The following is a 23,365-nucleotide window of genomic DNA, read 5'->3' as shown; positions in this document are numbered from 1 at the left end:
GCCGGCTTACTGGGCCACGGCTTCGATCAGGCTTTGCGGGGAACGGGTGGGCGTGACCTGCGTCCGCCGCAGGCCGGCCGCCACGAACAGGGCGTCGTAGTGGGCGAGGTCGCGTTCCCGGCCCGGCACCACCGCGAGCATGTTGAGGTCGAGCAACGGCGCGAAGCCGGGCTCACCGATCGGGCCGAGCGGCATCTCGACGACCACGACCCGGCCGCCGGGGTTCAACGCGTTGCGGCACCTAGTGAGGATCTTGACGCACGAGTCGTCGTCCCAGTTGTGCAGCACTGCCTTGAGCAGGAACAGGTCGCCCTGCGGAAGGGCGTCGAAGAACGAGCCGCCGACGAACGAGCAGCGGTCACTCAGCCCGGCCTTCTCCGCCTCGGCGACCGCAGTCGGCTCCACGCTCGGCAGGTCCAGCACCACGCCACGCAGATCCACATTGGACTTGAGCAGGGCGTGCAGCAACGCACCGTTCGCGCCGCCGACGTCGACCGCGGTTCCGGCTCCGGTCGTGTCGAGCAGCGAGGCGATCTCGCGGGAGAGTCCGTCGGTGAGCTCGGTCATCGAGTTGGAGAACCGCTCGAACTCCTCCGGGTGAGCCGCGAAGTGCGACCACACGTCACCGCCGAGCGCGGCCTGCGTCTGCGGCTCGCCGGCCCGCACGGCGTCGGGGAACCGGCCCCAGGACAGCCAGTGCGCCGGTGAGCCGTGCACGATCGCGATGTCCCGCAACGAACCCGGCACACCCTCGCGCAGCGCCTCCAGCAGCGGGGTGCTGCCGAACCGCCCGGCACCGTCGTAGGAGGCCAGTTCCAGCGACGCGGCCGTCCGCATCAGCCGGAACATCGCGTCGACGTCGGACTTGGTGAGCGCGGCCAGTTCCTCGGCGGTGAGGAGATCCTCCGCGAGGTGGTCGGCGATCTTGAGCGAGGCCAGCGCGTGGACGATCTGGGTCACCCAGTACCCGGTGATCATCTGCATCAGGCGTGCTTGTGGTGGCATCAGATCCTCCTTTCGTGCTGCTTCGTTCCTGGCGTGCGCACGTGCTCCGGCCGGAAGCCGAGCCCGATGACCCGGCTCATCAGCCACTGCGCCGGGGCGAACTTCTCGAACAACTTCGGTGCGGGCGGCTGGCCGGACCCGTCGAGCGCCTCGTCGATCCCGAACCGCTGCGTCGCCCGCTGCAGCCCCTGCGACAACGTCGTGGTGAGCCGCCGCCGCTTCTGCACCGCGGCCAGCGCCGAGTCGTCGAACGCCGCACCCGTCAGCTGCGTGTTCAGCAGCGGCGCGACCAGCGCGTTGGCCGTGGCGACCGCGTCCTGCACGGCGAGGTTCACGCCGAAGCCCGCGACCGGTGACATGGCGTGCGCCGCGTCGCCGATGAACAGCAGGCCGGGCGCGTGCCAGGTGTCGAGCCGGTCGATCCGCGCCTCCAACAGCTTCAGGTCGTCCAACGAGGACAGTTCGTGCACGCGGTCGGCGAGGAACGGCACCGTGGCGGCCAGATCGGCCCGGAACGCCTCGATCCCGTCGCGGCAGACCTTCTCGTAGCCGCCCTTGGGCGTCTCCGTGAACATCTGCCAATAGGTGCGGCGGTCCGTGGCGCCGAAGATCTTGCCGTCACCGACCCGCACGCAGAGGCCCTCGTCGGGATCGGTGTCCCGGCGCGAGATCCGGAAGAAGATCACGTCCAGGGTCTTGCCGATCTTCCGCGGTACCGCTCCGACATCGCGCCGGATCGCCGAATGCCTGCCGTCCGCGGCGACCACCAGCGTCGAGCGGATCTCGAACTCGCCCTCCGGTCCCCGCGCCCGGACACCGGCGATGCGGCCGTTCTCCCGCACCACACCGAGGACCTCGGTGCTCATCATCAGCCGGAACCCGGGATAGCGGGCGGCCTCCGACGCGATGAGGTCGAGGAAGTCCCACTGCGGCACGAACGCCATGTACGGGTAGCGCACGCGCAGCCGGCGGAAGTCCGCGATGTCGATGCGCTTGCCGTCCTGCACCACGCCGATCGTGTGCACCCTCTGGTGGGGCAGCTCGTGGAACCGTTCCGCCAGGCCGAGCTCGTCGAGGATCTGCAACGTGGCCGGGTGCACCGTGTCGCCGCGGAAGTCGCGGTGGAAGTCGGCGTGCTTCTCCAGCACCACCACGTCCACCCCGGACCGCGCCAGCAGCAGTCCCAGCATGACGCCGGCCGGACCACCACCAGCGATGCAAACCGTCGTCATCCCTGACGCCCGTGCAGCTTGCGCAGGTGGTCGTAGTGCGTCGGCAGCGTCGCGAGCAGTTCCTTCTGCTTGTTCTTCATCTCCGCGAACGCGACCTCCGCGCCCGCCACCAGGTCGCCGCGCTGTTCGAGCAACGGCAACGGGTGCTCGGGCAGGTAGTCGAGGCCCGCGAAGATGCAGTAGTAGCTGGAGTTGGTCCAGTAGTTGCGGAACTCCGCCTCGAAGTTCGCGTAGTACGTCGTCTCGTCGACGGCCGGCATGTTGACCGCGAGGCCCGCGCGGTAGGCGGCGAGCTTGTGCTTGAAGTCCGGCGCCAGCTCCAGTTCCTTGCAGGCACGCCAGAAAGGCGAGTCGTCGCGCGGCGCCAGCGAGAAGTGCGCCTGCAGGAAGTCACGGCTGTCGTCGAACATGGTGTTGATCTCGCGGTTGAACGAGTCCGCGAGCACCTGGTCGAACCGCTTGTCCGGGAAGTGCTTGGCCAGCTGGTACAGAGCGGCCGTGATGAAGTAGATACCGGTGGACTCCAGCGGCTCCAGGAAGCACGACGACAGACCGATGCTGACGACGTTGCGCACCCACGTGCGGCGGTTGCGGCCGACGCGGAACTTCACGTGGTTGAGCGGCTGCGTCTCGGGGTCGAGGCCCCACATGTCGCACAGTTCGCGGGTCGCCTCGTCCGGCGTGGTGAAGCGGCTGGAGTAGACGTAGCCCGTGCCGAAGCGGCCCAGCATCGGGATCTTCCAGGTCCAGCCGTTCTTCATCGCGATCGCGGACGTGAAGGGCTCGACGCCGTTCGCCTCGTCGTCGTGCGGCACGGCGGTGGCGACCGCGCTGTCGTTGAGCAGGTGGTCGCTCATGTCGAGGAACGGCTCGCGCATCGCCTTGTTGATGAGCAGGCCTCGGAACCCGGAGCAGTCGACGAAGAAGTCGCCCTCGATGACCCGGCCGGACTTGGTGCGCAACGCGGTGATGTGGCCGCGGTGGTCGATGACCGGCTCGGTCATCTCGTCCTCGACGTGGATCGCGCCCTGCCGTTCGGTGGCGAACCGGCGCAGGAAGTCGGCGACCAGGTGGGCGTCGAAGTGCCACGCGTAGTTCGTCCAGCGGGAACCGTCGGCGTGCCGGGGCGCCAGCTTCGCGTCGAGGATCGGCGACTCGCGATAGCAGGCGTAGTCGAACTGCTCGTCGGTGCGCCCGGCGAGGCGTTCGGCCGTCCAGTAGTGCGACAGCGGCCAGTTCGCGTGGTTCGGCAGCAGGCCGAACAGGTGGTCGAAGTGGTCGGGCTTGCCGCGGTGTTCGCGCGCTTTACCCTCTCCGACACCAGGAGTGCGCCAGTTGATGAACCGGACGCCCATCTTGTAGGCGGCGTTGCACTCCCGCATCCACTCGTCCTCGTCGAGGCCGAGGAAGTCGAAGAACGTCTTGTGCAGGTTCGGCACGGTGGCCTCGCCGACCCCGATGCGCGGGATGGACGGCGCTTCGAGCACGGTGACCGTGACGTCCGGGCCCAGCGCCTTGCCGAGGTAGGAGGCAGTCATCCAGCCCGCGGTGCCACCGCCGAGGACGGTGACCTTCCTGATCCGATGATCTTCCACCAGACGTCCCTTCGTGCCGGGTTCACGATTTGCTCGATCCGGGGCGAAGTTAGCCAGCGGCGGGCCTGTTCAGACGCGTGCGAAGAAGAACCTCTCCGATCACGCGGGGTCAGCGAACTGAGACGCACCGTGTCGGCGGACGAACCTGCGCGCCTTTCGGGCAGACCGCGCAGGTTCGCGTGATGTGCCCGTCGTGACCTGGGCGACAGGATTGGTGCCGTGATGTCACCACGAAAGAAGGTCACCGTCCTCGGTGCCGGGATGGCAGGTCTCGCGGCCGCGTACGAACTGGAACAGCTGGGCCACCAGGTCGAGGTGATCGAGGCGAGCGAGCGGCTCGGCGGCCGGGTCTACACGCACCGGTTCGGTGCGGGCCCCGACGCGCCGCTGGTCGAGCTCGGTGCCATGCGGATTCCCGCGAACCACCGGCACACCCTCGACTACATCGAGAAGCTCGGGCTGTCGCACAAGCTCCGCGAGTTCAAGACGCTGTTCTCCGACGACGGCGCCTACCACCGCACCCGCACGGGGTTCGTGCGCGTGCGCGAGGCGGCCGAGGTTCTGGTGGCGGACTACCAGGAACTCATGGGCGACGACCTGAAGGACGAGACAGTCCTCTTCGGAGCGTGGATCACCGCCATCGGTGACGCGATCGCGCCGGGCAGCTTCATGGCGGAGTTGCGGCCGGACTTCGCGGCTCTGCTCGATGCCGTCGACCGCATCGACATCACACCGTTCCTCGTCGGTGAGGCACGCGATCAGATCGACCTGCACGCGTTCTTCGCGGCGCACCCCGAGGTGCGCAACAGCGGAACGGGCCGGATCAACCACTTCATCGGCGACATCCTCGACGAGACCAGCGCGGGGCTGCGACGGCTCGAAGGCGGGATGGACCAGATCGTCACCGCGCTCGCCGAGCAGATCAACGGGCCCATCCGCACCTCTCACGAGGTGCGCGGGATCGCCGTCCACGACGACCACGTGGCCGTGACCGTCTCGAATGGACAGACTCAGGTGCTGCACTGCGACCAGGTGCTGAGCACGATTCCGTTCTCGGTGCTGCGCAGGCTGGAGCTGTCCGGGTTCAGCGACGACAAGCTGGCGGTGCTCGGCGAGGTCACGCACTGGCCGGCCACCAAGATCGGGTTCCTGTGCCGCGACGCGTTCTGGGAGCGCGACGGGATCAACGGCGGCGCGTCCTACGGCGGCGGGCACATCCGGCAGACCTACTACCCGGCGGTGGAGGGCGACCCCGCTCGTGGCGCCGCGCTGCTGGCCAGCTACACGATCGGCGCCGACGCGGCCGTCCTGGACGACCTGCCGGAGGAAGAACGCCACGCGCTCGTGCTCGACGAGGTCGCCGGCATGCATCCCGAACTGCTCGAACCAGGGATGTTCGTGGAGGCGGTGAGCCTGCCGTGGGGGAAGTACCCGTGGAGCGCCGGCGCCGGTGTCCTGCGGTGGAACAAGGACGAAGCCGCCTGCCTGGAAGAACGCGACCGGGCCGCACGTCCTGAGCGCGGCAGGTTGTTCTTCGCGGGCGAGCCCTGCGCGACCGTCACCGGGTGGATCGACGGTGCCATCGAGTCGGCCCAGCGTGCCGTTCGCTTCATCGAGGAGAGCTCGCGATGAGTGTTTTCGACCTGCCTCGCCTGCACTTCGCCGGTGTCGCGTTGACCAGGCTGCCGACCGGGCCGCGCAACGGGCTCGTCGACTTCACCACGCACACGGTGTTGATGGACGGCGAACCGTTCCCGCGTGACCGCCCGGCGGCCGAGTACCACGCCTACCTCGACCGCGTGGGTGGGAAGGGCGAGACCTTCGGCGCCAACGGGACGTTCAACTTCGACGCCGCGATCACGGGTGTCGAACTGGTGGCCGGTGACGTGCTGACCGACGATCCGGTGGTCGGGCGCGCGGTCGACGTGTGGGGGCACTACAACGAGTACCTGGCCACGACCTTCAACCGGGCGCGGATCTTCGACGTGGACCCGGCATCCACGACCTCCACGACTGTCATGATCGGGCAGTTCGGGTTCGGGCGGCTCGGGCGGTCTCACGACGTCGAGTACATGCTCTCCGGTGGCGTGCACGGGATGCAGCCACCGCGCTGGCAACAGGACGGACGTGTGCTCTACCAGTTCGTCGTGCCCGCGGGCGAGGAGATGATCTGGCTCGACAGCGCGGCCGACTCCCCCGCTGTCGACCGGTTGCGCTCGCTCGCGGTCGACGGACTGGTCGTGCAGTTCGCGATGGCCGACCCGGTCCCTGCGCCGATGCCCGGCACCATGGCGTGGCAGCTGCGCGGCACCATCGCCGTCTGGCACGCCGACGAGCCGCGGACCGCACCCGCGGGCCGGCAGCTGGACAACCTCGCCGTCGACCTGCGCGATGGCCTGGCCTCGCTCAACCTGGTCGCGTTCCGCGCGCCCGAGGGCGTGACCGATCTTCAGCTGTGCGCTGGTGACACGGTCCTGGCCGCGGTGCCTGCCGAGCAAAGTGTCGTGACCGTGCCGTGCGCGGCCACGGACGAACTGCTGAGCCTGACAGGCACGCGTGCGGGCGAGCGCGTTGTGCTGGCACGCGAACAGGAGATCGTCGTCGTGGTCGACGACGCGAGCCTGTTCCTGGAACACCCGCGCGATGCCGAGGACAGCTCGCAGGACGCGGTGATCGCGGTGCGGACCTTCGTGCGGGGTGTTCCGGCGAGCGTTCCCGCTGTCCACATCAGACAGTTCCACAACCCGCGGGCGTTCCCGCTCGACAAGCGGGAGCACATCGACGTGGTGCGGCTGAGCGCCGACGTGATCAGCACTGACGAGCACGGCCGCGGGCAGTTCACGATTCGAGGTGCCGAGGCCGGTACGACCAGGCTGGAGCTCGGCCCCGGTGGGTCGATGGCCGTGCGGGTGCTGCCGAACCACTGGTGGATGGACGACGTGCCGCAGGACGAGGTCACGTTCGACCTGCTGTACCGCGAGGTCTTCTCGTTCTACGAGCTGATGTACTCGTTCATGGCCGACGAGGTGTTCAGCCTCGCCGACAAGTTCCGGATCGACACGTACTACCAGATCACCTGGAACATGTGCGACCCGCGCAACCGCGTGAAGACGTACTACATGCCGCAGACGCGCGACCTGACCGGACCGCAGGCCAGGTTGCTGCTCAAGTACCTGCGCGCCCGCCGGGCCGAAGTGGCGGTGCCGACGATCGAGCCGTCGCTGTCGCGGTCGTCGCGGCCGATCACCACCCGTGCCGAGCTGATCAAGGCGTTGCGCCACGGTGTCACGGTCGAGCTGGCCGTCATGCTGCAGTACCTCTACGCGGCCTACTCGATCCCTGTTCACGGTGCCGGCGAGGAGCTGGTGCGGCGCGGTGACTGGACGCCCGAGCAGCTGACGTTGATGTGCGGCGACGGTGGCGAGACCCGCGAGGGCGGCCTGCGCGCGAGCCTGATGGACGTCGCGCGCGAGGAGATGATCCACTTCCTGGTCATCAACAACGTGCTCATGGCGTGCGGAGAGCCGTTCTACGTGCCGGAAATCGACTTCGGCACGTTGAACGAGACCCTGCCGGTGCCGCTGGACTTCTGCCTCGAAGCGTTCAACCTCGGCAGCGTGCAGCGGTTCATCCAGATCGAACAGCCGGAGGGGCTCGTCGGTGCGGTGCGGCTGGGCGACCTGCCGTCGCCGTCTTCAGCGGACCACCACTACGCGTCGCTGAGCGAGCTGTACGGCGACATCCGGGAAGGCCTGCAACGGGTTCCGGACCTGTTCCTGGTCGAGAAGGGACGAGGGGGCGGCGAACACCGGCTGTTCATGCGGGAGTCGGTCAACGCCCGGCACCCGGACTACGTGCTGGAGGTCGACGACCTGCGCAGCGCGTTGTTCGCGATCGACTTCGTGACCGAGCAGGGTGAGGGTCACGTCCTGACCGAGGATTCCGAGGAGGACTCGCACTACGACACGTTCGTCCGCATTGGCGAGCTGCTCATGAAGGAACGGCTGGCGGCCGCGGAGAAGGGCCGGGCGCAGTGGAACCCGGCGTACCCGGTGGCGCGCAACCCCACTTTGCGCGAGGGCCACGCGAAGGAGCCGGTGACCGACCCGGTCGCGCGGGAGCTCACCGCGTTGTTCAACGGGGCGTACTTCATGGTGCTGCAGCTGATGGTCCAGCACTTCGGCAACCCGGACGCGAGCCTGCGCCGGTCCAGGTTCATGAACACCGCCATCGACGTGATGACCGGTGTCATGCGCCCGCTGGGTGAACTGCTGGTGGCGGTGCCGTCCGGTCGTCACGGCCGCACCGCGGGGCCGTCGTTCGAGCTGGACGAGCAGCCGGCGTTCATCCCACGTCCTGACGTGGCGCAGAAGTCGCTCTCGATGCGGTTCCGGAACCTGCTCGACGCCGCGCGCAAGTGCCCGCTGGTGCCGGAGAAGGTGATCGGCAACCTGGAGCACTTCGCCGAGCAGCAGTTCTGACCGGGTTGGGGCCCTCGGCGAGGGCCCCGACCAGATTCAGACGCGACGGAGGCGGGCCAGCCAGGCCGGCAGCTCCACCGGACCGTCCGCGGGCAGACCGGCTTTCGCTGCCTCCCGCGCGATCAGCTCCGTGACACGGGCGCGATAGCGGGACAGCTCCAGGGACTCGATCTCCCAGCCGGTGGCGAAGGACTCCTTGATCACCTGCTCGCTGATGCCCGAGCTGAGGCCCGGCCCTTCGCTGGCGTGGGCCAGGACGTGCACGAGTGCGCCTGGGTTGCAGATGTCGTGCAGCACGGCCGCGTACTGCTTGGCCACGTCGAGGTTGTCGCCGTAGGCACCGAAGCCGTGGAACATCGCGACGTCGACGACCGTGTCGAACTTGGGCGTGAGGAACGGGTAGTCCTCGGGGTGGAGCATGTTCGCGACCTCGAACCTCGCCGTGGGCACGCCCTTTTCAGCGGCCGTTCGGCGGGCGTACTCCACGGCGCTCGGCGAGAGATCCGTGCCGATCGCGTCGTAGCCGAGCCTGGTGAACAGGATCGTGTGTTCGCCTGAGCCACAACCAGGTTCGAGCACGCGGCCGCGGATCAGCCCCTGACGTTCGAGGTCGGCGATCACCGGCTGTGGCTCGTCGATGAGCCACGGCGCGGTCTCGTCGTCGTACATGAAGTTCCAGAACTCGGGGTTGTCGAACCCCAGGTCACCTTGCGCTTTGTCGAATCCCGGGCGGCGACGGGGCATGCGGTCTCCTCAGTTTCGTTCGACGGTGAGCGAAGTGAGTGCGGTGATCAACGGGGTCTGGCGCCAGGTCACCTCCCCCACGGGCTTGGCGTGGGGGAAGCGGGTGAAGAACGCCGTGATGCCGACCTGGCACTGGAGCTCGGCGAGGTTCGCGCCGATGCACCGGTGCAGGCCGTGGCCGAAGCCCAGGTGCTGGCTGTCGCCCTTGCGGATCTCGAACCGCTCGGGGTCGGTGAACCTGGCCGGGTCGCGGTTCGCGTCCTTCAACGCACACACGACGATGTCGCCGGGCGGCACGGTCTTGCCGTCGAGCTCGATCGGCTCGGTCGCCATCCGGAACGACGTCATCTGCAGCGGCGGGTCGATCCGCAGCACCTCGTGCACGGCCGACGGCAGCAGGCTCCAGTCGTTCAGGAGCAGCTCCAGCTGGTCCGGGTGGGTCAGCAGCAGGTACAACGCCTTGGCCAGCAACTGGGTCGTCGCGGTCTGGCCGCCGATCACCAGCGTGAAGATCATCGAGGCGAGCTCTTCGTCGTTGAGGCGGTCCTCGTCGTCGTGCATCGACACGAGCCGCGACACCAGGTCGTCGCCTGGGTTCTCCCGGCGTGCCACGACCAGCGCTTTGGTGTAGTCGATCAGCCTGTGCGTGGCCTCGATCGCTTCTTCGTTGCGCGTCAACAGGTCCAGCACGAACATCTCGGACCAGTACCGGACGTCCGCGGCGTCCTCCGGGGCGATGCCGAGCAGCACGCCGAGCACCGTGGTCGCCAGCGGGCCGGCGAAATCCCCCACCAGATCAGGGGTTTCGCCGAAGTTGTCGATCAGCTCGGCGGCGACCCGCTCGACGTACGGGCGGTGGTCCCCAATCCGCCGCACGGTGAACGTCGGCGTGACCAGGCGCCGCAGCCGGGTGTGGTGGGGTGGGTCGTTGTTCAGCATGTCGTGCGCCATGACCGAGGCGATCGACTCCGGGAACGCGGAGAACGGCGCCTTGTCGCCCATGCGCAACGGGTCGTTGGTGAGACGCGGGTCGGTCAGGACGCTCCGCGTGCCGGCGTAGTCCGAGACTAGCCAGACCTTCTTGCCGTCGGGGAGCTGGATCTGTTCCACCCGGCCGAGGCTAGGTGCCTCCGCGGATGCTCCGACACTGCACGTTCGCGCAGGTAGGTGGTCGTGAGCGCGTTCTCACCCACGACCACCCTCCGGTCATGGCGCGATGCGGGCCAGGTCCACGCGCGACTGGATGTTGAGCTTGCGGTAGATCTGGCGCAGGTGGAAGCCGACGGTGTGCGGCGACACGAACATCTCGCTCGCCACCTGCCGGTTCGTGAGGCCCCGTGCCACCAACCGGGCGACCTTCGCCTCGGTGCTGGTGAGGCTGTCCCAGCCGGTTTCCGGCCGCGCTTCGTGGTTCCAGTGCCTCCTGCGCACGCCGAGCCTGCGGAGCTTGCGGCGGACGCGGGCCGAGTCCCACTCTGCGCCGAGCTCGTCGTAGGCGGCCATCGCCCGGTTCAGCGCCGCCACGGCGGCATCGCGGTCGTCGTCACGCAGGAGCGTGCCGGCGTCCTCGATCACCGACGCCGCCGCCCAGGGATCGCCGTAGCAGTCCTCCAGGCCGCTGAGCGCGCCGACCTCGCCGTCCAGCAACGCCCTGCTGTGTTGCGCCGCCGCGACGATCGTGAGGTAGCACTGGTTGCCCGCGGCGATCTTCTCCGCGGCGGCGACCACGTCCTCGGCGATCTCCTTCTCACCGGCGGACAACGCGGTGCGGACCGCCCACGCCGCCATCGACGGGTCCTCCAGCAACAGCCGCCGGCACTCGTCCGGGTCCGCGAGCGACTCGCGCAGCTCGTCCATCGCCGCGTGCACGCCACGCCGCGCCGACGTGACGAGTGCGGTGAGCACGCGCACCATGCCGGACCACGGTTGTGAGCGTTCCGCGGGAGCGCACTCCTCCAGCCGGCGCAGGCCGTCCGAGGCCGTTGCCAGATCTCCGCGCCGCAACGCCGAGATCACCAGGACCGCGCGCAACTGCGGTTCGTACAACGGCATCTCCGCGCGTTCGGAGGCGGCGAGCCCTGCCACGGCGTCGGCCTCCGCGGCCGCGATGTCGCCCTTGGCCAGCAGGATCGTCGCGCGCAGAGCGAGCGGGACCGGGCTGAGCACGCCGTTGTGCTCGGTGTCGATGGCGCTGCGGGCGGCCTCGGCCACCGCGAGCGCCTCGTCGAGCCGGCGGACCCTGGTGAGCAGCCACGCGCGAGTCCACAGTGGATCGCACTGCCACGCGCGGGTGAGCGGGCCGCGCAACCGCACGGCCTCGTCGGCGGCACCCATCGCGGCGTCGAGGCGGCCGTCACGCCAGTGCGCCATCGCCCGCACGTTCAGCGCGGCGGCGCGGACGTCGTCGCTGTGCGGGCCTCCCGGCACGTCCAGCACGCGGTTCGCCACCGCGAGAACCTTGCTGTGATCGTTGTGGGACAACGCGTTGAGCAGCAGCAGCTCCGGGCATGGCTCGGCCTCGGCGGCGTTGCGCGACTTCGTGACGGCGATGGTCTCCTTGGAGACGTCGAACGCCGCCGTCGTGTCGCCGCGCAGCATCAACGCCGTGGCGAGCCACGTCCGCAACGGCCGGGTGAACTCGGGGCAGGTGTTCGTGTGCACCCGCAGCTGCTCTTCAGCGAGGTCGACCGCGTCGGACAGACAGCCCAGCCGGACCAGTGCCGCGGTCGCGGTGGTCGCCAGCGCGACGTGGTCGGAGCTGTCCGGTGGAGCGATCCGCAGTCCTCGCGCCGCGACGGCGGACGCGGCCTGCGGCGAACTCGCCAGCATGCGTTGCGCCGCCTCACAGATCGTGCTGATCGCCTCCTGGTCACCGGGCACCGCGCAGTGCACCAGGTGCACCGCCGCGGCTTCGAGCCGGCCACGCGGGTGGTCGAGCAGCATGGTGGCGGCCTGCCGGTGCAGCATCGAGCGCAGCAGCTCCGGAACCGTGTCGAGCACCGCGCGCCACACCGGTTCGCGGTGGAACACGAACTCGTCGGAGTCACTGCCGATCAACCCGGCACCGATCGCCTCCTGCAGCGGCCCGAGCAGCTGCGCCGGACGTTCGCCGAGCATCTCGGCGAGGTCCTGCGGCGCGAAGCTGTTGCCCAGCACCGCCGCGACCTGCAGCACCTCCTGCGCACGAGGCGACAGCTCCCGCAGCCGCGACTGCATCAGCCGCACGAACGGGCGAGGCAGCGGCGCACCGGGATCCGGCTCGACCGCCGCGGAGATCCCCGTGGGCATCGGCCCGGTCGCGAGCCGCGCCACCTGGTCGGTGACAGTGACGCAACCTTCCCGCCGCACATCGAGCACCAGGTCGACGATCGCCTGCGGAGTACCGCCGACGCTCTCGCACAACGCCACCACGTCGTCGCCCGGCGTCGCGTCGAGCAGATCACCGGCGATGCCGGCCACGGCCTCACCGGTCAACGGCTCCAGCGGACCGAGCCACTCGACGCGGTGCTTGCGCGCAAGAGTGCGCAACACGACACCGTTCGGCGAGTCCACGTGGTCGGCGTGCACCGTGAACAACCACAGCACGGGAGCGTTGTCCAGTTTGGACATCACGACGCCAAGCGCGTTGAGCAGGGCCAGATCGGTCCACTGCGCGTCGTCCACGGCCACGAGCACCGGGCCGCGCCGGAGGTGCCCGGTCAGCTGCGCCTCGAACCGACCGGCGAGCGTGCCGATCCGGTCGTCCTCCTGTCTGCCGTTGCGCGGGTTCACCAGCGTCACCGCCCGCGCCAGACCCGGCTGGTCCAGCGCACCGTTGACAACGGCGAAACCACGTCTGGCCGCGTTGGCCATCAGCTCCAGCAGCAGACGGGTCTTGCCCGTACCGGCTCCTGATTCGAGGACGACGACCTGTGCTCGCCGTCCCTCGACACTTTCCCGCATCAACTGCTCGATGCGACCGACCTGTGTCACTCGGCCGTGCAACGACCACCTGGGCCCGGCAGTATCCGGTATCGCCGAGTCCGTGAGCTCTTCCAGAATCCGACGCTCCACACTCTCTCCCCGTCGGCTGTGCAGTTCACTTCAACGGCGGCGTGCAATTGAGGATAGGTACGTCAATTACCCGAAGCTAGACACTCGTCTCAGTACGCCACCATCGGCCACATTCCCTCCTACCCGCTGTCACCTGCCCTTTTCTTGACTGTTTGCGCTGGTAGCAGGCCGCGTTACGACAGAGTTCAGACCTTCGCCGCCAGGACGCCGGGATCATGAAATTAAGATGGATCTGACATTGTCATACCCTTGACCAAAAGGATCGAAACGCCTTGCTTCGACCATAATGACCAAAAGTCTAAGGGAAGCACTAGACCAGCGACAACGGTTCCCAGATCACGCCCACCGCTACCGCCAATCAAGACGGAGCCCTCAAGAAAGGTAGTCCATCTCAGCAGGACGCAGGAGCATTAAGCGGAAGCTCGTTTGATGCCGAACAGGGTGGCGTTTCCGGAAATGCAAGAAGCCCACGCGTGGCCACGCTCTCACCTCGTGAGCGACCACGGCGGGCTTCCAGAAGTACGAATTTCTTGAATTTCGCAAACATCCGGTGAATTGACGTTAGGCAGACCGGGAGAGTCTGCGGCATCACGGTGCGGGAGTGCGACGTTCGTGCCCGCGAGCTGGACGCCGCAGACGTTGAACGCGCTGGAGAAGGGTGAGATCGACTTCTACAAGGCTCGGGTGTTGTACGACAAGACCGTCCCGTTGTCGGCGGATCTGGCCGCGCAGGTTGAAGAGCGGGTGTTGGCCCCAAACACCACCACCGCGTGAAGCACCGCACGGCCTGGCAGGTCAGCCAACCGAAACCGGTCGGTTTCGCTTCCGCAGCCCAGCCGGGAAGACCTACCAAAGAGACCCCGAACCAGTGCTCGGCGACCTGCCGCCGTTCTAGCCGCCCGGCGTGACGATCCCCTGCTCGTAGGCGAAAACGACCGCGTGCGTGCGATCGCGCAGGCCGAGCTTCGCCAACACCCGCGAGACATGGGTCTTCACTGTCGTCTCGCCGAGGAACAGAGCGGACGCGATCTCCGCGTTCGACGCGCCCTTGGCCAGTTCGACCAGGACCTCGAACTCGCGATCGGTCAACGAAGGCGGCCGGGTGCGCTCCTGTTTGACCGCACTGCTGAACCGGGCGATCACCCTCCTGGTGACCTCCGGCGACAGCAGCGCATCCCCGCGCGCCACCACCCGCACCGACTCCACCAGGTCCTCGGGCGAGGCGTTCTTCAGCAAGAAGCCGCTGGCTCCGGCCTGCAACGCCTCGAACAGGTAGTCCTCACGGTCGAACGTCGTCAGGATGACCACCCGAGTGCCAAGCCCCGCGGAAAGGATCTGGCGCGTGGCCTCAAGCCCGTCCATGCGCGGCATCTGCACGTCCATCAGCACGACGTCCGGCCGCAGCTGTGACACGAGCTCGACCGCCGCAACGCCGTCACCCGCCTCGCCGACCACGGTGATTCCAGGTTCAGTGCCGAGGATGACGCGGAAGCCCGCTCGGACCAGATCCTGGTCGTCGGCCAGCACGACTCGCAAACTCACGCCTTCTCCTCCGTCGGCAGCGACGCGCGCACAAGATAACCCGCGCCGCGCCGTGGCCCCGCCTCCAGCGAACCTCCGTGCACCGCAACACGTTCCCGCATCCCGACCAGACCGAAACCGCCACCCGCCGAGGACGTGCCCTGGCCGTCGTCGGTGACCTCGACCTCCAAAGCCGTGTCCAGGAAACGCATCCGCACGTCGACATGCCGTGCCGACGAATGCTTCACCACGTTCGTCAACGCTTCCTGCACGACCCGATACGCCGACAACGCGACGGCAGAAGGAACATCGCGCGGCGAACCGTAGACGCCGTGCGAGACCTCCAAGCCGGCGGCGCGGGCGTTGTCGAACAACTCCGGCAGATCGTCCAGGCCGGGCGCGGCACGAAGATCCGACTCGGCGTCCGCGCGCAACACTCCCAGCAACCCGCGCAGCTCGTTGATCGCGGTCCGGGCGGTCTGCTCGACGGTCTGCAGCGCATCGCGTGCCATCACGGGGTCGGAGTCCAGGACCCGGCGCGCGGCACCGGCCTGGATGCCCATCACGGAAACGTGGTGCGCCACCACGTCGTGCAGGTCGCGGGCGATGCGCATGCGTTCGGCGGCGATGGCGCCGCGCGTGTTCTGCTCCTGCGAAAGCCGCAACTCCTCGGCCTGGAACTCCAGCTGGGCCCGGCGCCTGGCACCGGACCACGCCATCTCGCCCACCACGTAGGCGAGCAGGAAGAAGAAGATGTTGAACTCGAGTCCGTAGAGGACGGAGGCGAGCACCGGGTCCAGAGGCCCGGCAGCGTTCTCGAACTCCCCCTTGGGACCGAGCAGAGCCCGCACGAGGCTGAAGCCGAGCCACAGGAACATCGCGACGATGACACCGATGCGAGACCAGCGGGAGACAACGCGGTTCTGCTCCCACGCGCCGGCGGTGTAGATCGCGAGGAAGAGGATCGCGGACGGCACCAGGGTGTCGCCCGCCTTGTTCACCTGCGCGGCGATGAACAGCGCGGACACCACGAGCATGACCGCCAGCGGGTAGCGGCGGCGCACGACCAGGGGCACCGACAACGCGAGCACCCACGCGAGCTGCTCAGCCAGACCGGGCGGATCCTTGAAGACGTAGGCGCCCATGCTGTTGACGAGAGTGGTGACCTCGACGGCGCACAGCAGCACGATGACAGCGATGCCGATGTCGCGGCGCTGTTGAGCGGGCGTGGGGCCAGGCCGCCGCCACTCGTTCCACACGGGCTCTTTCACCCGAACACGGTACCCGGCAAGCCTTTTCCATCGCTAATCGAAGTTATTCACCCTCAGGGGGTGTTTCCGGCCACAAAATTGGACTCACCTGGACCTGTTACTCAATACTTCGCGCTACCCACGAGTAACCCCCCTGCGACAAGGCGTGAGATGTCCATTCGCCACCTATTCCTGGCCACCCTCCTGCTGGTGCCCGCCTGCGCGTCCGATGACCAGATGACTCCGCCTGTACGCACAGGTCCCGGGGTCGCCGCTGAATCGATTTCGCTCGGTGTGTTGACAGACATGACAGGCCCCTTCAAAGGATCCTCTGTTTTCCGGATCCGCGGCTACGAGCTCTATCTCGCTGATGTCAACAAACGAGGTGGCGTGTGCGGCCGCCGCGTTGAGCTGAAGCAGAAGGACCACGCCTACGACGTGCAGAAGGCGCTCGACGGCTATTTCGACCTCGAACCGCAGGTGCTGGGTTTCATCGACGTCGCCGGCCAGCCCATGACCGCCGCCATCGAACCCGACCTGATGCAGACGCGAGCCCTGACCGTGCCCGGCTCGTGGGCCGCCTCCCTGCTCGGCAACCCGCACATGATGGTCGTCGGCACCACCTACGACCTGGACATCATCAACGGCCTCGACCACTTCAAGCGCAAGGGCCTCCTCACCGCCGGCGACACGATCGGCCACGTGCACCTGCGCGGCAGCTTCGGCGACAACGCCCTGGAGGGCAGCCGTTTCGTCGCCGAGAACTGGGGCATGAAGATCTCCGAGCAGGCCGTCACCGAGACGACGGCGAACCTGATCGAGCAGATCACCGCCCTGAAAGCCGCGGGCACGAAGGTGCTCGTCCTGAGCCTGACCCCACCACAGACCGCAGCCGCCGTGGGCATCGCCGCCCAGCTCGGCTGGCAGGTGCCGATCCTGTCCAGCGCCGTCAGCTACGACCCGGCGATCATGCAGTCACCGGTGGCCCCGGTGTTCGCCAAGCAGGTCCTGCTCACCTCCCCGGTCGCCCCGTGGAGCTCCGACGCGGAGGGCGTCCGCGAACTGCGCGACGCCTACCACCAGCGCTTCCCCGGCGAGGAGGGCACGCTGAACACCGTCCACGGCTACACCGTCGCGATGGCGTTCGTGGCCGTGCTGGAAAAGGCCTGCAACAAGAAGGATTTGACGCGCGACGGCGTGCTGCGCGCGTTCCACGACACCAACAACCTGAAGACCAAGAGCCTCACGGGCGAACTGCGGTTCTCGTTGGTGGGCCGCCCGTCCGCGACCCAGTCGTACATGGCGAGGCCGGACGCCAAGGTGCCCGGCACGCTGAAGGTCGAGGAGACCCTCTACGAGTCGGAACTGGTGAAGCTCAAGGGAACGCGCGCCCGTTGATCTAGTGGGTGCGGCCCGAATTCACCACTAGCCTGGAGTGATGGGACTCAGCCTGACCGTGCTCGGGTGCGCGACGCCGTACCCGAGCACGGACAACCCGTGCTCCGGCTACCTGGTGTCGCACGGCGACACTCGCGTGTGGATGGACGCCGGCACCGGCACGCTCGGCCCGCTCCAGCAGCACACCAGCCTGGAAGCGCTGGATGCGATCTGGATCTCGCACCTGCACGCCGACCACAGCGCGGACCTGCTCACCGCGTACTACGCCCTGCTGTTCGCGGACGTCGAACGCGCTCCGATCCCGCTGTACGGCCCACCGGGCATTGCCGACCGGCTCGCCGGTTTCCTCACCAACGGCCCGCAACGCAGCCCGATCGAGGACGCGTTCGCGGTCACCGAGCTGGACGACGGCCACCAGACCGCGATCGGCACCCTGCGCCTGACCACCGCGGCAGTCGAGCACGGCATCCCGGCGTTCGGCGTGCGGATCGAGGCGGACGGCGGGTCGCTGACCTACTCCGGCGACACCGCGCCGTGCCCGAGCCTCGTCGAGCTGGCCCGCGGCACCGACGTGCTGCTGTGCGAGGCCGAGAGCGCGGAGAAGACTCCGGACATGGCTCATCACACGCCCGAGGACGCCGGCGAGACCGCGACCGCGGCCCGAGCGAAGAGGTTGATCGTGACGCACGTGGGCCGCTTCCTGACCCCGCAGGAAGCGGTCACCCGTGCTGGAACCCGATACGCGGGCAGAATCGACTACGCCGCGCCCGGCACCACGTTCACCGCTGGTTGACGCGCACCAGGTTGCCCGCCGGATCGCGGAACGCGCAGTCCCGCACGCCCCAAGGCTGATCCTCCGGTTCCTGCAGCACCTCCCCCGCCCCAGACGACTCGACCCACGCCCGAGCACGGTCGAACGTGCCCTGCAGGTCCTTCGAGGCGAGCGAGATCGCGGTGTAGACGCCCTTCGCCATCAGGACGGCGATCGTGCGGCGCTCCTCGTCGCTCACGCCGGGGTCGGCGGCGGGCGGGTGCAGCACGATCCCTGTTTCGGGCTGGTCGGGCGGTCCGACGGTGATCCAGCGCATGGTGCCCTGGCCTACGTCCTGGCGGACCTCGAAGCCCAGGCCGTCGCGGAAGAAGCCGAGGGACTTCTCGGGGTCGTCTGCCGGCAGGAACGCCGCGGCGATGATGACTGACATGACGGCCAACCTAATCGGACGAACCGGCCGCCGCTTCTCGATTCCTGATCGGCCGCATCACGGCCTTGGCCAGGCAGTTGGGAATGCCCTGACCGTCCTCCGCGGCGACCTTGCGGTACTGCGAAGGCGACATGCCCACCAGCTCGGAGAAGCGGGTGCTGAACGTGCCCAGCGACGTGCAGCCGACCTCGAAGCAGACCTCGGTGACGGACAGGTCGCCACGCCGCAGCAGGGTCATCGCCCGTTCGATCCGGCGGGTCATCAGGTAGCTGTAGGGCGACTCGCCGAACGCGGCGCGGAAAGCGCGAGACAGATGCCCCGCGGACAGGTGCACGCCACGAGCCAGCGCCGCGACGTCGAGCGGTTCGCGGTACTCGCGGTCGATCCTGTCTCGCACCTTGCGCAGCAGAACGAGCTCCTGCAGGCGCGGGTCTTGGGCGGTCACGAGAGACAGCCTAAGGCCCGCGCCTGACAGATTCCTGACTAACGGACTGACTAACAGGCGCCCTGGTCGCGCCAGACGCCCCACTCACCCGTGGTGCCGGGCTCCTCGTTCTGCGTCCACCACTGGGCCCGCCACTTGCGGCCCTTGTGCGACACCTCGTTGCCACCGGTGTAGACCTTGCCGCTCTCCCACGCGGGCAGCGAGCACGTCGGCGGGTTCGAGGTGGTGGTCGTCGTGGTGGTCGTCGTGGACGTCGTGGTCGGCGGGTTGCCGCCACCGATGCGCGGGTAGTCGGCCGTGATCGCGTACGACTGACCGCCGAACGTGAACACGAAGTTCGACGGCGTCGAGATCGGCAGCTGGTAGCTGACCGTCATCTCGATCGAAGCGCCGGGCGCCAGCGACTGCCACGACGGCAGCGTGAGCTCCGCCTTCTGGAAGTCGCCCTTCAGGCCGCCGACGTTCGAACCGCTGTGCCCCTTGGTGACGACGCGCAGCCCGAACCCGGACTGGTCGGCCATGCTGCCGGGAGCGCTGGTGCCGTAGTCGAACGAGATCTTCGTGCCACCGGGGATGGTGACCGTGGACCGGTTGGTGAACTTGATCTTCGGCGTGATCGGGTAGTTGTTGTCGCCCAACGCGAAGCCGTGAACGTCGACGTCGACAGCCAAGGACTGCGTCTGCTGCGACGAAGCCTTCAAGTTGCCGTAAGGAGCGGCACCGTTCAGGCCGGTGTTGATGGTCGACAGCAGCGTGTCGCCGATGAAGTACTCCTTCTTGACGGAGTCGTACTTGTAGTCGCCGGCGAGCTCCCAGATCATGATGCCGCCGAGACCCTTGTCGCGCACGTACTTGGCCTTCTCCGCGATCGACTGCTCGGTCTCGGTGGAGAGGAACACCTTCTTGTCGTTGTTCCACAGCCACGGCGACTTCAGAGTCGAGTCGTAGTACGGCGTGTACGTGCCGGTCAGGCGATCGGTCGGGTCGTTGACCGGGTCGAGACCGTACTGCGACGAGTACGAACCGGTGACCTTGGCTTCGAGGTTCTTGGTGTGCCACAACGGGTTGACGCCGGACGGAACCTCAGCGCCACCAGCGGTGACGTCGTGCCAGATGTTGTCGATACCGGTCGCGCCGTTACCGCACGGCGTGGTCGAACCGACCGACGAACCGGTGCCGGGCGGGCACTTCGACTGGTCCGGCAACGCTGCCTTACCCCACAGACCGTTCGTGCCACCGGTGACGCCCTGCCATCCGCGCGAGTAGAACGGCACACCGACGTTGATGCGTCCGGCCTGCATGGCACCGCGGTAGTAGTGGTAGGCCCAGTCGGTGTTGAGGTAACCCATGCCCTCGTACTGCGGTGCCGTGTACACGCCACCGGCCGCGAGCTCGCCGTCCTTGCCGTCGTCGTAGAGCGACGCGTTCGGCCCGACGAAGTGGTTCCACGAACCGTGCAGGTCGTAGCTCATCACGTTGAGGTAGTCGAGGTACTTGACGACCTGGTACGACTCCTGGCCACGCAGCAGCCAGCCGGAAGCGGGCACCGCGGCGGTCAGCAGGTAGTGCTTGCCGTCAGCCGCACCGGCGCGGTCGAGCTTCTCCCGCAGCGTCTTCATGATCGCTTGGTAGCCGGCCCACAGCGTGCCGCGGTTGGCGTTGGAGATCCAGAAGTCGTCCGGGTTGCCGGCGTGGTTGTTCGACGTCGCGTACTCGTAGTCGATGTCCGCGCCGTTGAACCCGTACTGGCGCAGGAAGGCGACGACGCTGTCAGCGAACGTGTCGATCGCCGCCTGGTTCTGGCCGAGCTTGTAGAAACCGCCCGACGCGTTGCGCGTGCCGTCGGCGTTGAAGAAGCCACCGGTCTCCGCCCAGCCGCCGACCGAGATCAGCGTCTTGACGTTCGGGTACTGCTTCTTGAACTTCGTCAGCTGGTTGAAGTGCCCCTTGTAGGACAGCGACGGGTCCATCTCGGCACCGGCGACACCCGGCCACTCCATGCCGATCGACGAGTTGTTGGCGCTGTTGGCGCCGACCGAGATCTTGTTCTGCGCGTCGATGTGCGCGAACGCGTAGTTGAGGTGCGTGACCTTGTTCCACGGGATGTCTTTGGCGAGGTAGCCCGGCTGACCGTTCTTGCCGGTCCGCCAGCTGGTGAAGTACCCGATCACGCGGCGGGACTTGTCCGAGCCCATGTTCTCGCGGCCCGCGGTGTCGTACACGGTGCAGTAGGGCACGTCGACGCCCGCGGTCTTGTACAAACCGTCCGGCCGGCAGTCCTCGTGGGCTGCGGCGGCCGTGGGCGCGTTGGTCACGGCTATCACGGTCCCGGCTAGCAGGGCTAGCACCGGAACCACTCTGGTGAGCAGTCGCAAGGGAAGGACCTCCTGGCTAGGGCGGCGGCCACTGCCCGGAACGGTAAAATGGTCCAGACCTTTGCGTCAATGTTTTGATCACTGACATCGGCTGTCAGTGATGGCGTTTTAGCGTCCACCCATGAGTGAGAACGATTTCGACTTCTTCCACGGACGCTGGCACGTCGCCCACCGCAAGATCGCCGACATCCCCGGCCGCGGCACCGACTGGGTCGAGTTCGGCGCCGAGACCGAGGTCAGGCCCATCCTCGGCGGCCTGGCGAACGTGGAGAGCCTGCGCGCGGCGGACTGGGAAGGCATGACGCTGCGGCAGTACGACCCCGAACGGGACGTCTGGCGCATCTGGTGGGCCTCAACCCGCGCGCCCGGCCACCTGGACCCGCCGCTCGAAGGCCGGTTCACCGACGGGCACGGCGTGTTCTTCGGCGACGACGTGGTGGGCGGGCACGCGGTGAAGCTGCGGTTCGACTGGACGGCCGGTGACGAGCCGGTCTGGCAGCAGCAGTTCTCCTACGACGGCGGCGAGACCTGGGAGACCAACTGGGTCATGCGGTTCACCCGCGCATAGCAGGCCTGCTCAGTGGTGGTGCTGGTGGACCACGGCGTGGCCCTTGCCGCGCCCGATCATCCACCGGTTCACCGGCACCGTCACCACGAACGCCACGGCCAGCGAGAACGCCAGCGCCGCCCAGAACACCCAGTTCGCGAGCCCCGCGTCCATCGCGCCGGGCACGAGCAGCATCACGGCGTTGTCGACGATCTCCATGACGGCGATCGAGACCGTGTCGGCTGCCAGCGCCACGCCGATCGCGGCCTTCAGGGCCAGACCGGACTTGAGCACCGGGCGGATGGTGAGCGAGTAGCCGAACACGAACGCGAGCACCACGGCCAGCGCGATCGTGGCCAGGTTGCTCCAGCCCAGCGCGGTGCCGATGACCATGCCGAGCACCTCACCGATCGCGCAGCCGGTGAGGCAGTGCAGCGTCGCGGAGATCGCCTGCCTGGTCAGATTCGCGGGAGCGTGATCCATCTCAGAGCCTCCTTCTCGGGTCGTGTCGAACCATACCCCTAGGGGGTATTGGTATCAAGCCGTACCCCGGTACCGTGTGTCACGTGACGAGGCGCCGGCTCACCCAGTGGGTGCTGTTGTGCGCGCTCGTTTTCGCTGTCGTCGGCATGCACCATGTCGCAGCCGCGGAAACCCCGCACGCCGGGCACACGGTCAGCCACGAACAACAAGACCCGCACGAGCACGACCTCGTGCACTTGTGCCTCGCGGTGCTGGTCGCCGCGACCGTCGCCGTGGCGGCCTGGTGCTTGATCGCGACAGCACTCCCCCAGCTCGCGGCGCACCCCGGTAGCGCCCTGCCGAGCCCTCCTCAACGTCCGCCACCGGGCGGAAGAACGCTGCTCACAACTCTCTGCGTGCTGCGGAACTGAGTTCCTCGGGTCCACTAGCACTGTCCACAAAGCAGAGAGAAGAAGACGTTGAAGAAGTCCCTCATCGGGGCTGTCGTCGGCATGCTCATTTTGAGCGGCTGCAGCAGCACGACGAACCACGAAACCAAACACGCGGCCGCGGACGTGACGTTCGCGCAGCAGATGGTGCCGCACCACGAGCAGGCGCTGGAGATGGCGAAGCTCGTGCCGACGCGCAGCAGCAACGAGAAGGTCCGCGATCTCGCCGAGCGCATCGAGAAGGCGCAGGCCCCGGAGATCGCTCAGATGAACGAGTGGCTCGGCAAGTGGGGCGCGCAGAAGGCGGACCACTCCGGCCACGACATGACCGGCATGATGAGCCAGGACGAGATGGCCGAGCTGGGCAAAGCCACCGGCGCCGAGTTCGACCGGCTGTGGCTCGACCTGATGATCAAGCACCACGAGGGCGCCGTCGAGATGGCGAAGACCCAGCTCGACAAGGGCCAGGACGCCGACGCCAGGAAGCTCGCCCAGGCGATCATCGACGGCCAGCAGAAGGAGATCACCGAGATGGCGGACCTGCTCCGGACCATCTGAGCAGCATCTGATCAAGAACGCGGGGGCCGGGCACGCCCGGCCCCCGTG

General features: G+C 67.8%; 20 protein-coding genes. 8 read left to right on the top strand and 12 right to left on the bottom strand.

All coding sequences use genetic code 11. From position 1 onward, the window contains the following. Positions 1 to 6: 6 nt before the first annotated feature. From LFM09_RS06240 to LFM09_RS06230, 3 genes are read right to left on the bottom strand one after another with little or no spacing between them, the layout of a single operon-like run. Positions 7 to 1,005 carry a methyltransferase gene (locus LFM09_RS06240; protein ID WP_414095306.1) on the bottom strand — a complete coding sequence of 333 codons (999 nt, stop codon included), beginning with the start codon at positions 1,003 to 1,005 and terminating at the stop codon, positions 7 to 9. Then, complete coding sequence (locus LFM09_RS06235) at positions 1,005 to 2,237, bottom strand: FAD-dependent oxidoreductase (protein ID WP_414095305.1); 1,233 nt, start codon at positions 2,235 to 2,237, stop codon at positions 1,005 to 1,007. The genes LFM09_RS06240 and LFM09_RS06235 overlap by 1 nt, the downstream gene beginning before the upstream one ends. Continuing rightward, positions 2,234 to 3,832: a tryptophan halogenase family protein gene (locus tag LFM09_RS06230; RefSeq protein ID WP_414095304.1), complete on the bottom strand. Its 1,599-nt coding sequence runs from the start codon at positions 3,830 to 3,832 to the stop codon at positions 2,234 to 2,236. Before LFM09_RS06230 ends, LFM09_RS06235 begins: the two co-directional genes overlap by 4 nt. 222 nt (positions 3,833 to 4,054) lie before the next feature. Here LFM09_RS06230 and LFM09_RS06225 point away from each other — a divergent pair, with 222 nt between their 5' ends. Next, on the top strand, positions 4,055 to 5,464 hold the full coding sequence (locus LFM09_RS06225) for a flavin monoamine oxidase family protein (RefSeq protein WP_414095599.1): 1,410 nt from the start codon (positions 4,055 to 4,057) through the stop codon (positions 5,462 to 5,464). After that, positions 5,461 to 8,313, top strand: a complete 2,853-nt coding sequence (locus LFM09_RS06220) for a ferritin-like domain-containing protein (protein WP_414095303.1) — start codon at positions 5,461 to 5,463, stop codon at positions 8,311 to 8,313. The genes LFM09_RS06225 and LFM09_RS06220 overlap by 4 nt, the downstream gene beginning before the upstream one ends. A 36-nt stretch (positions 8,314 to 8,349) precedes the next feature. Here the strand turns inward: LFM09_RS06220 and LFM09_RS06215 are convergent, their stop codons facing one another. The 3 genes from LFM09_RS06215 to LFM09_RS06205 form a co-directional block, all read right to left on the bottom strand. Beyond that, on the bottom strand, positions 8,350 to 9,057 hold the full coding sequence (locus LFM09_RS06215) for a class I SAM-dependent methyltransferase (RefSeq protein WP_414095302.1): 708 nt from the start codon (positions 9,055 to 9,057) through the stop codon (positions 8,350 to 8,352). Between the two features lie 9 nt (positions 9,058 to 9,066). Beyond that, positions 9,067 to 10,167 (bottom strand): cytochrome P450, encoded by a 1,101-nt coding sequence (locus tag LFM09_RS06210; protein WP_414095301.1) that lies wholly within the window; start codon positions 10,165 to 10,167, stop codon positions 9,067 to 9,069. A 96-nt stretch (positions 10,168 to 10,263) separates the two neighbouring features. Then, positions 10,264 to 13,029 (bottom strand): LuxR C-terminal-related transcriptional regulator, encoded by a 2,766-nt coding sequence (locus LFM09_RS06205; protein ID WP_414095598.1) that lies wholly within the window; start codon positions 13,027 to 13,029, stop codon positions 10,264 to 10,266. Positions 13,030 to 13,722: 693 nt separating this feature from the next. Here LFM09_RS06205 and LFM09_RS06200 point away from each other — a divergent pair. Continuing rightward, positions 13,723 to 13,884, top strand: coding sequence for a hypothetical protein (locus tag LFM09_RS06200; protein WP_414095300.1), 162 nt, complete (start codon positions 13,723 to 13,725; stop codon positions 13,882 to 13,884). A gap of 117 nt (positions 13,885 to 14,001) precedes the next feature. On the opposite strand, the gene LFM09_RS06195 is transcribed toward LFM09_RS06200, so the two are convergent. Next, positions 14,002 to 14,652, bottom strand: a complete 651-nt coding sequence (locus LFM09_RS06195) for a response regulator (RefSeq protein ID WP_414095299.1) — start codon at positions 14,650 to 14,652, stop codon at positions 14,002 to 14,004. Further along, positions 14,649 to 15,902: a sensor histidine kinase gene (locus LFM09_RS06190; RefSeq protein ID WP_414095298.1), complete on the bottom strand. Its 1,254-nt coding sequence runs from the start codon at positions 15,900 to 15,902 to the stop codon at positions 14,649 to 14,651. Before LFM09_RS06190 ends, LFM09_RS06195 begins: the two co-directional genes overlap by 4 nt. 150 nt (positions 15,903 to 16,052) lie before the next feature. Here LFM09_RS06190 and LFM09_RS06185 point away from each other — a divergent pair, with 150 nt between their 5' ends. Together LFM09_RS06185 and LFM09_RS06180 are read left to right on the top strand one after the other, a co-directional pair. Next, complete coding sequence (locus LFM09_RS06185; protein ID WP_414095297.1) at positions 16,053 to 17,279, top strand: ABC transporter substrate-binding protein; 1,227 nt, start codon at positions 16,053 to 16,055, stop codon at positions 17,277 to 17,279. A gap of 40 nt (positions 17,280 to 17,319) precedes the next feature. Continuing rightward, the gene (locus LFM09_RS06180; protein ID WP_414095296.1) at positions 17,320 to 18,072 is read left to right on the top strand and encodes an MBL fold metallo-hydrolase; all 753 of its coding nucleotides are present in this window, start codon (positions 17,320 to 17,322) and stop codon (positions 18,070 to 18,072) included. Here LFM09_RS06180 and LFM09_RS06175 read toward each other — a convergent pair. Genes LFM09_RS06175 through LFM09_RS06165 form a run of 3 tightly spaced genes read right to left on the bottom strand, consistent with a single transcriptional unit; the run spans position 18,059 to position 21,250 of the window. Further along, positions 18,059 to 18,481, bottom strand: a complete 423-nt coding sequence (locus tag LFM09_RS06175; protein WP_414095295.1) for a VOC family protein — start codon at positions 18,479 to 18,481, stop codon at positions 18,059 to 18,061. The two genes, LFM09_RS06180 and LFM09_RS06175, sit on opposite strands and share 14 nt — an antisense overlap. Before the next feature lie 10 nt (positions 18,482 to 18,491). Next, a complete protein-coding gene (locus LFM09_RS06170; RefSeq protein ID WP_414095294.1) occupies positions 18,492 to 18,926 on the bottom strand; it encodes a helix-turn-helix transcriptional regulator in 435 nt (144 codons plus the stop codon). A gap of 50 nt (positions 18,927 to 18,976) precedes the next feature. Continuing rightward, a complete protein-coding gene (locus LFM09_RS06165; protein WP_414095597.1) occupies positions 18,977 to 21,250 on the bottom strand; it encodes a glycosyl hydrolase family 18 protein in 2,274 nt (757 codons plus the stop codon). 172 nt (positions 21,251 to 21,422) lie between these two features. Between LFM09_RS06165 and LFM09_RS06160 the strand changes: the two genes are divergently transcribed. Next, a complete protein-coding gene (locus tag LFM09_RS06160; RefSeq protein ID WP_414095293.1) occupies positions 21,423 to 21,869 on the top strand; it encodes a hypothetical protein in 447 nt (148 codons plus the stop codon). 9 nt (positions 21,870 to 21,878) lie between these two features. Here LFM09_RS06160 and LFM09_RS06155 read toward each other — a convergent pair whose 3' ends face one another. Then, positions 21,879 to 22,331, bottom strand: a complete 453-nt coding sequence (locus LFM09_RS06155) for a DUF4396 domain-containing protein (protein ID WP_414095292.1) — start codon at positions 22,329 to 22,331, stop codon at positions 21,879 to 21,881. Between the two features lie 83 nt (positions 22,332 to 22,414). On the opposite strand from LFM09_RS06155, the gene LFM09_RS06150 reads away from it, so the two are divergent. Both LFM09_RS06150 and LFM09_RS06145 read left to right on the top strand, forming a co-directional pair. Beyond that, positions 22,415 to 22,741, top strand: coding sequence for a hypothetical protein (locus LFM09_RS06150; RefSeq protein WP_414095291.1), 327 nt, complete (start codon positions 22,415 to 22,417; stop codon positions 22,739 to 22,741). A gap of 48 nt (positions 22,742 to 22,789) precedes the next feature. Beyond that, the gene (locus tag LFM09_RS06145; protein ID WP_414095290.1) at positions 22,790 to 23,317 is read left to right on the top strand and encodes a DUF305 domain-containing protein; all 528 of its coding nucleotides are present in this window, start codon (positions 22,790 to 22,792) and stop codon (positions 23,315 to 23,317) included. Positions 23,318 to 23,365 lie beyond the last annotated feature (48 nt).

Source organism: Lentzea alba (genome assembly GCF_047445655.1).
GTDB lineage: Bacteria > Actinomycetota > Actinomycetes > Mycobacteriales > Pseudonocardiaceae > Lentzea > Lentzea alba_A.
Note: the sequence above shows the minus strand (reverse complement) of the source record. Positions and strands in the feature narration are given on the sequence as shown.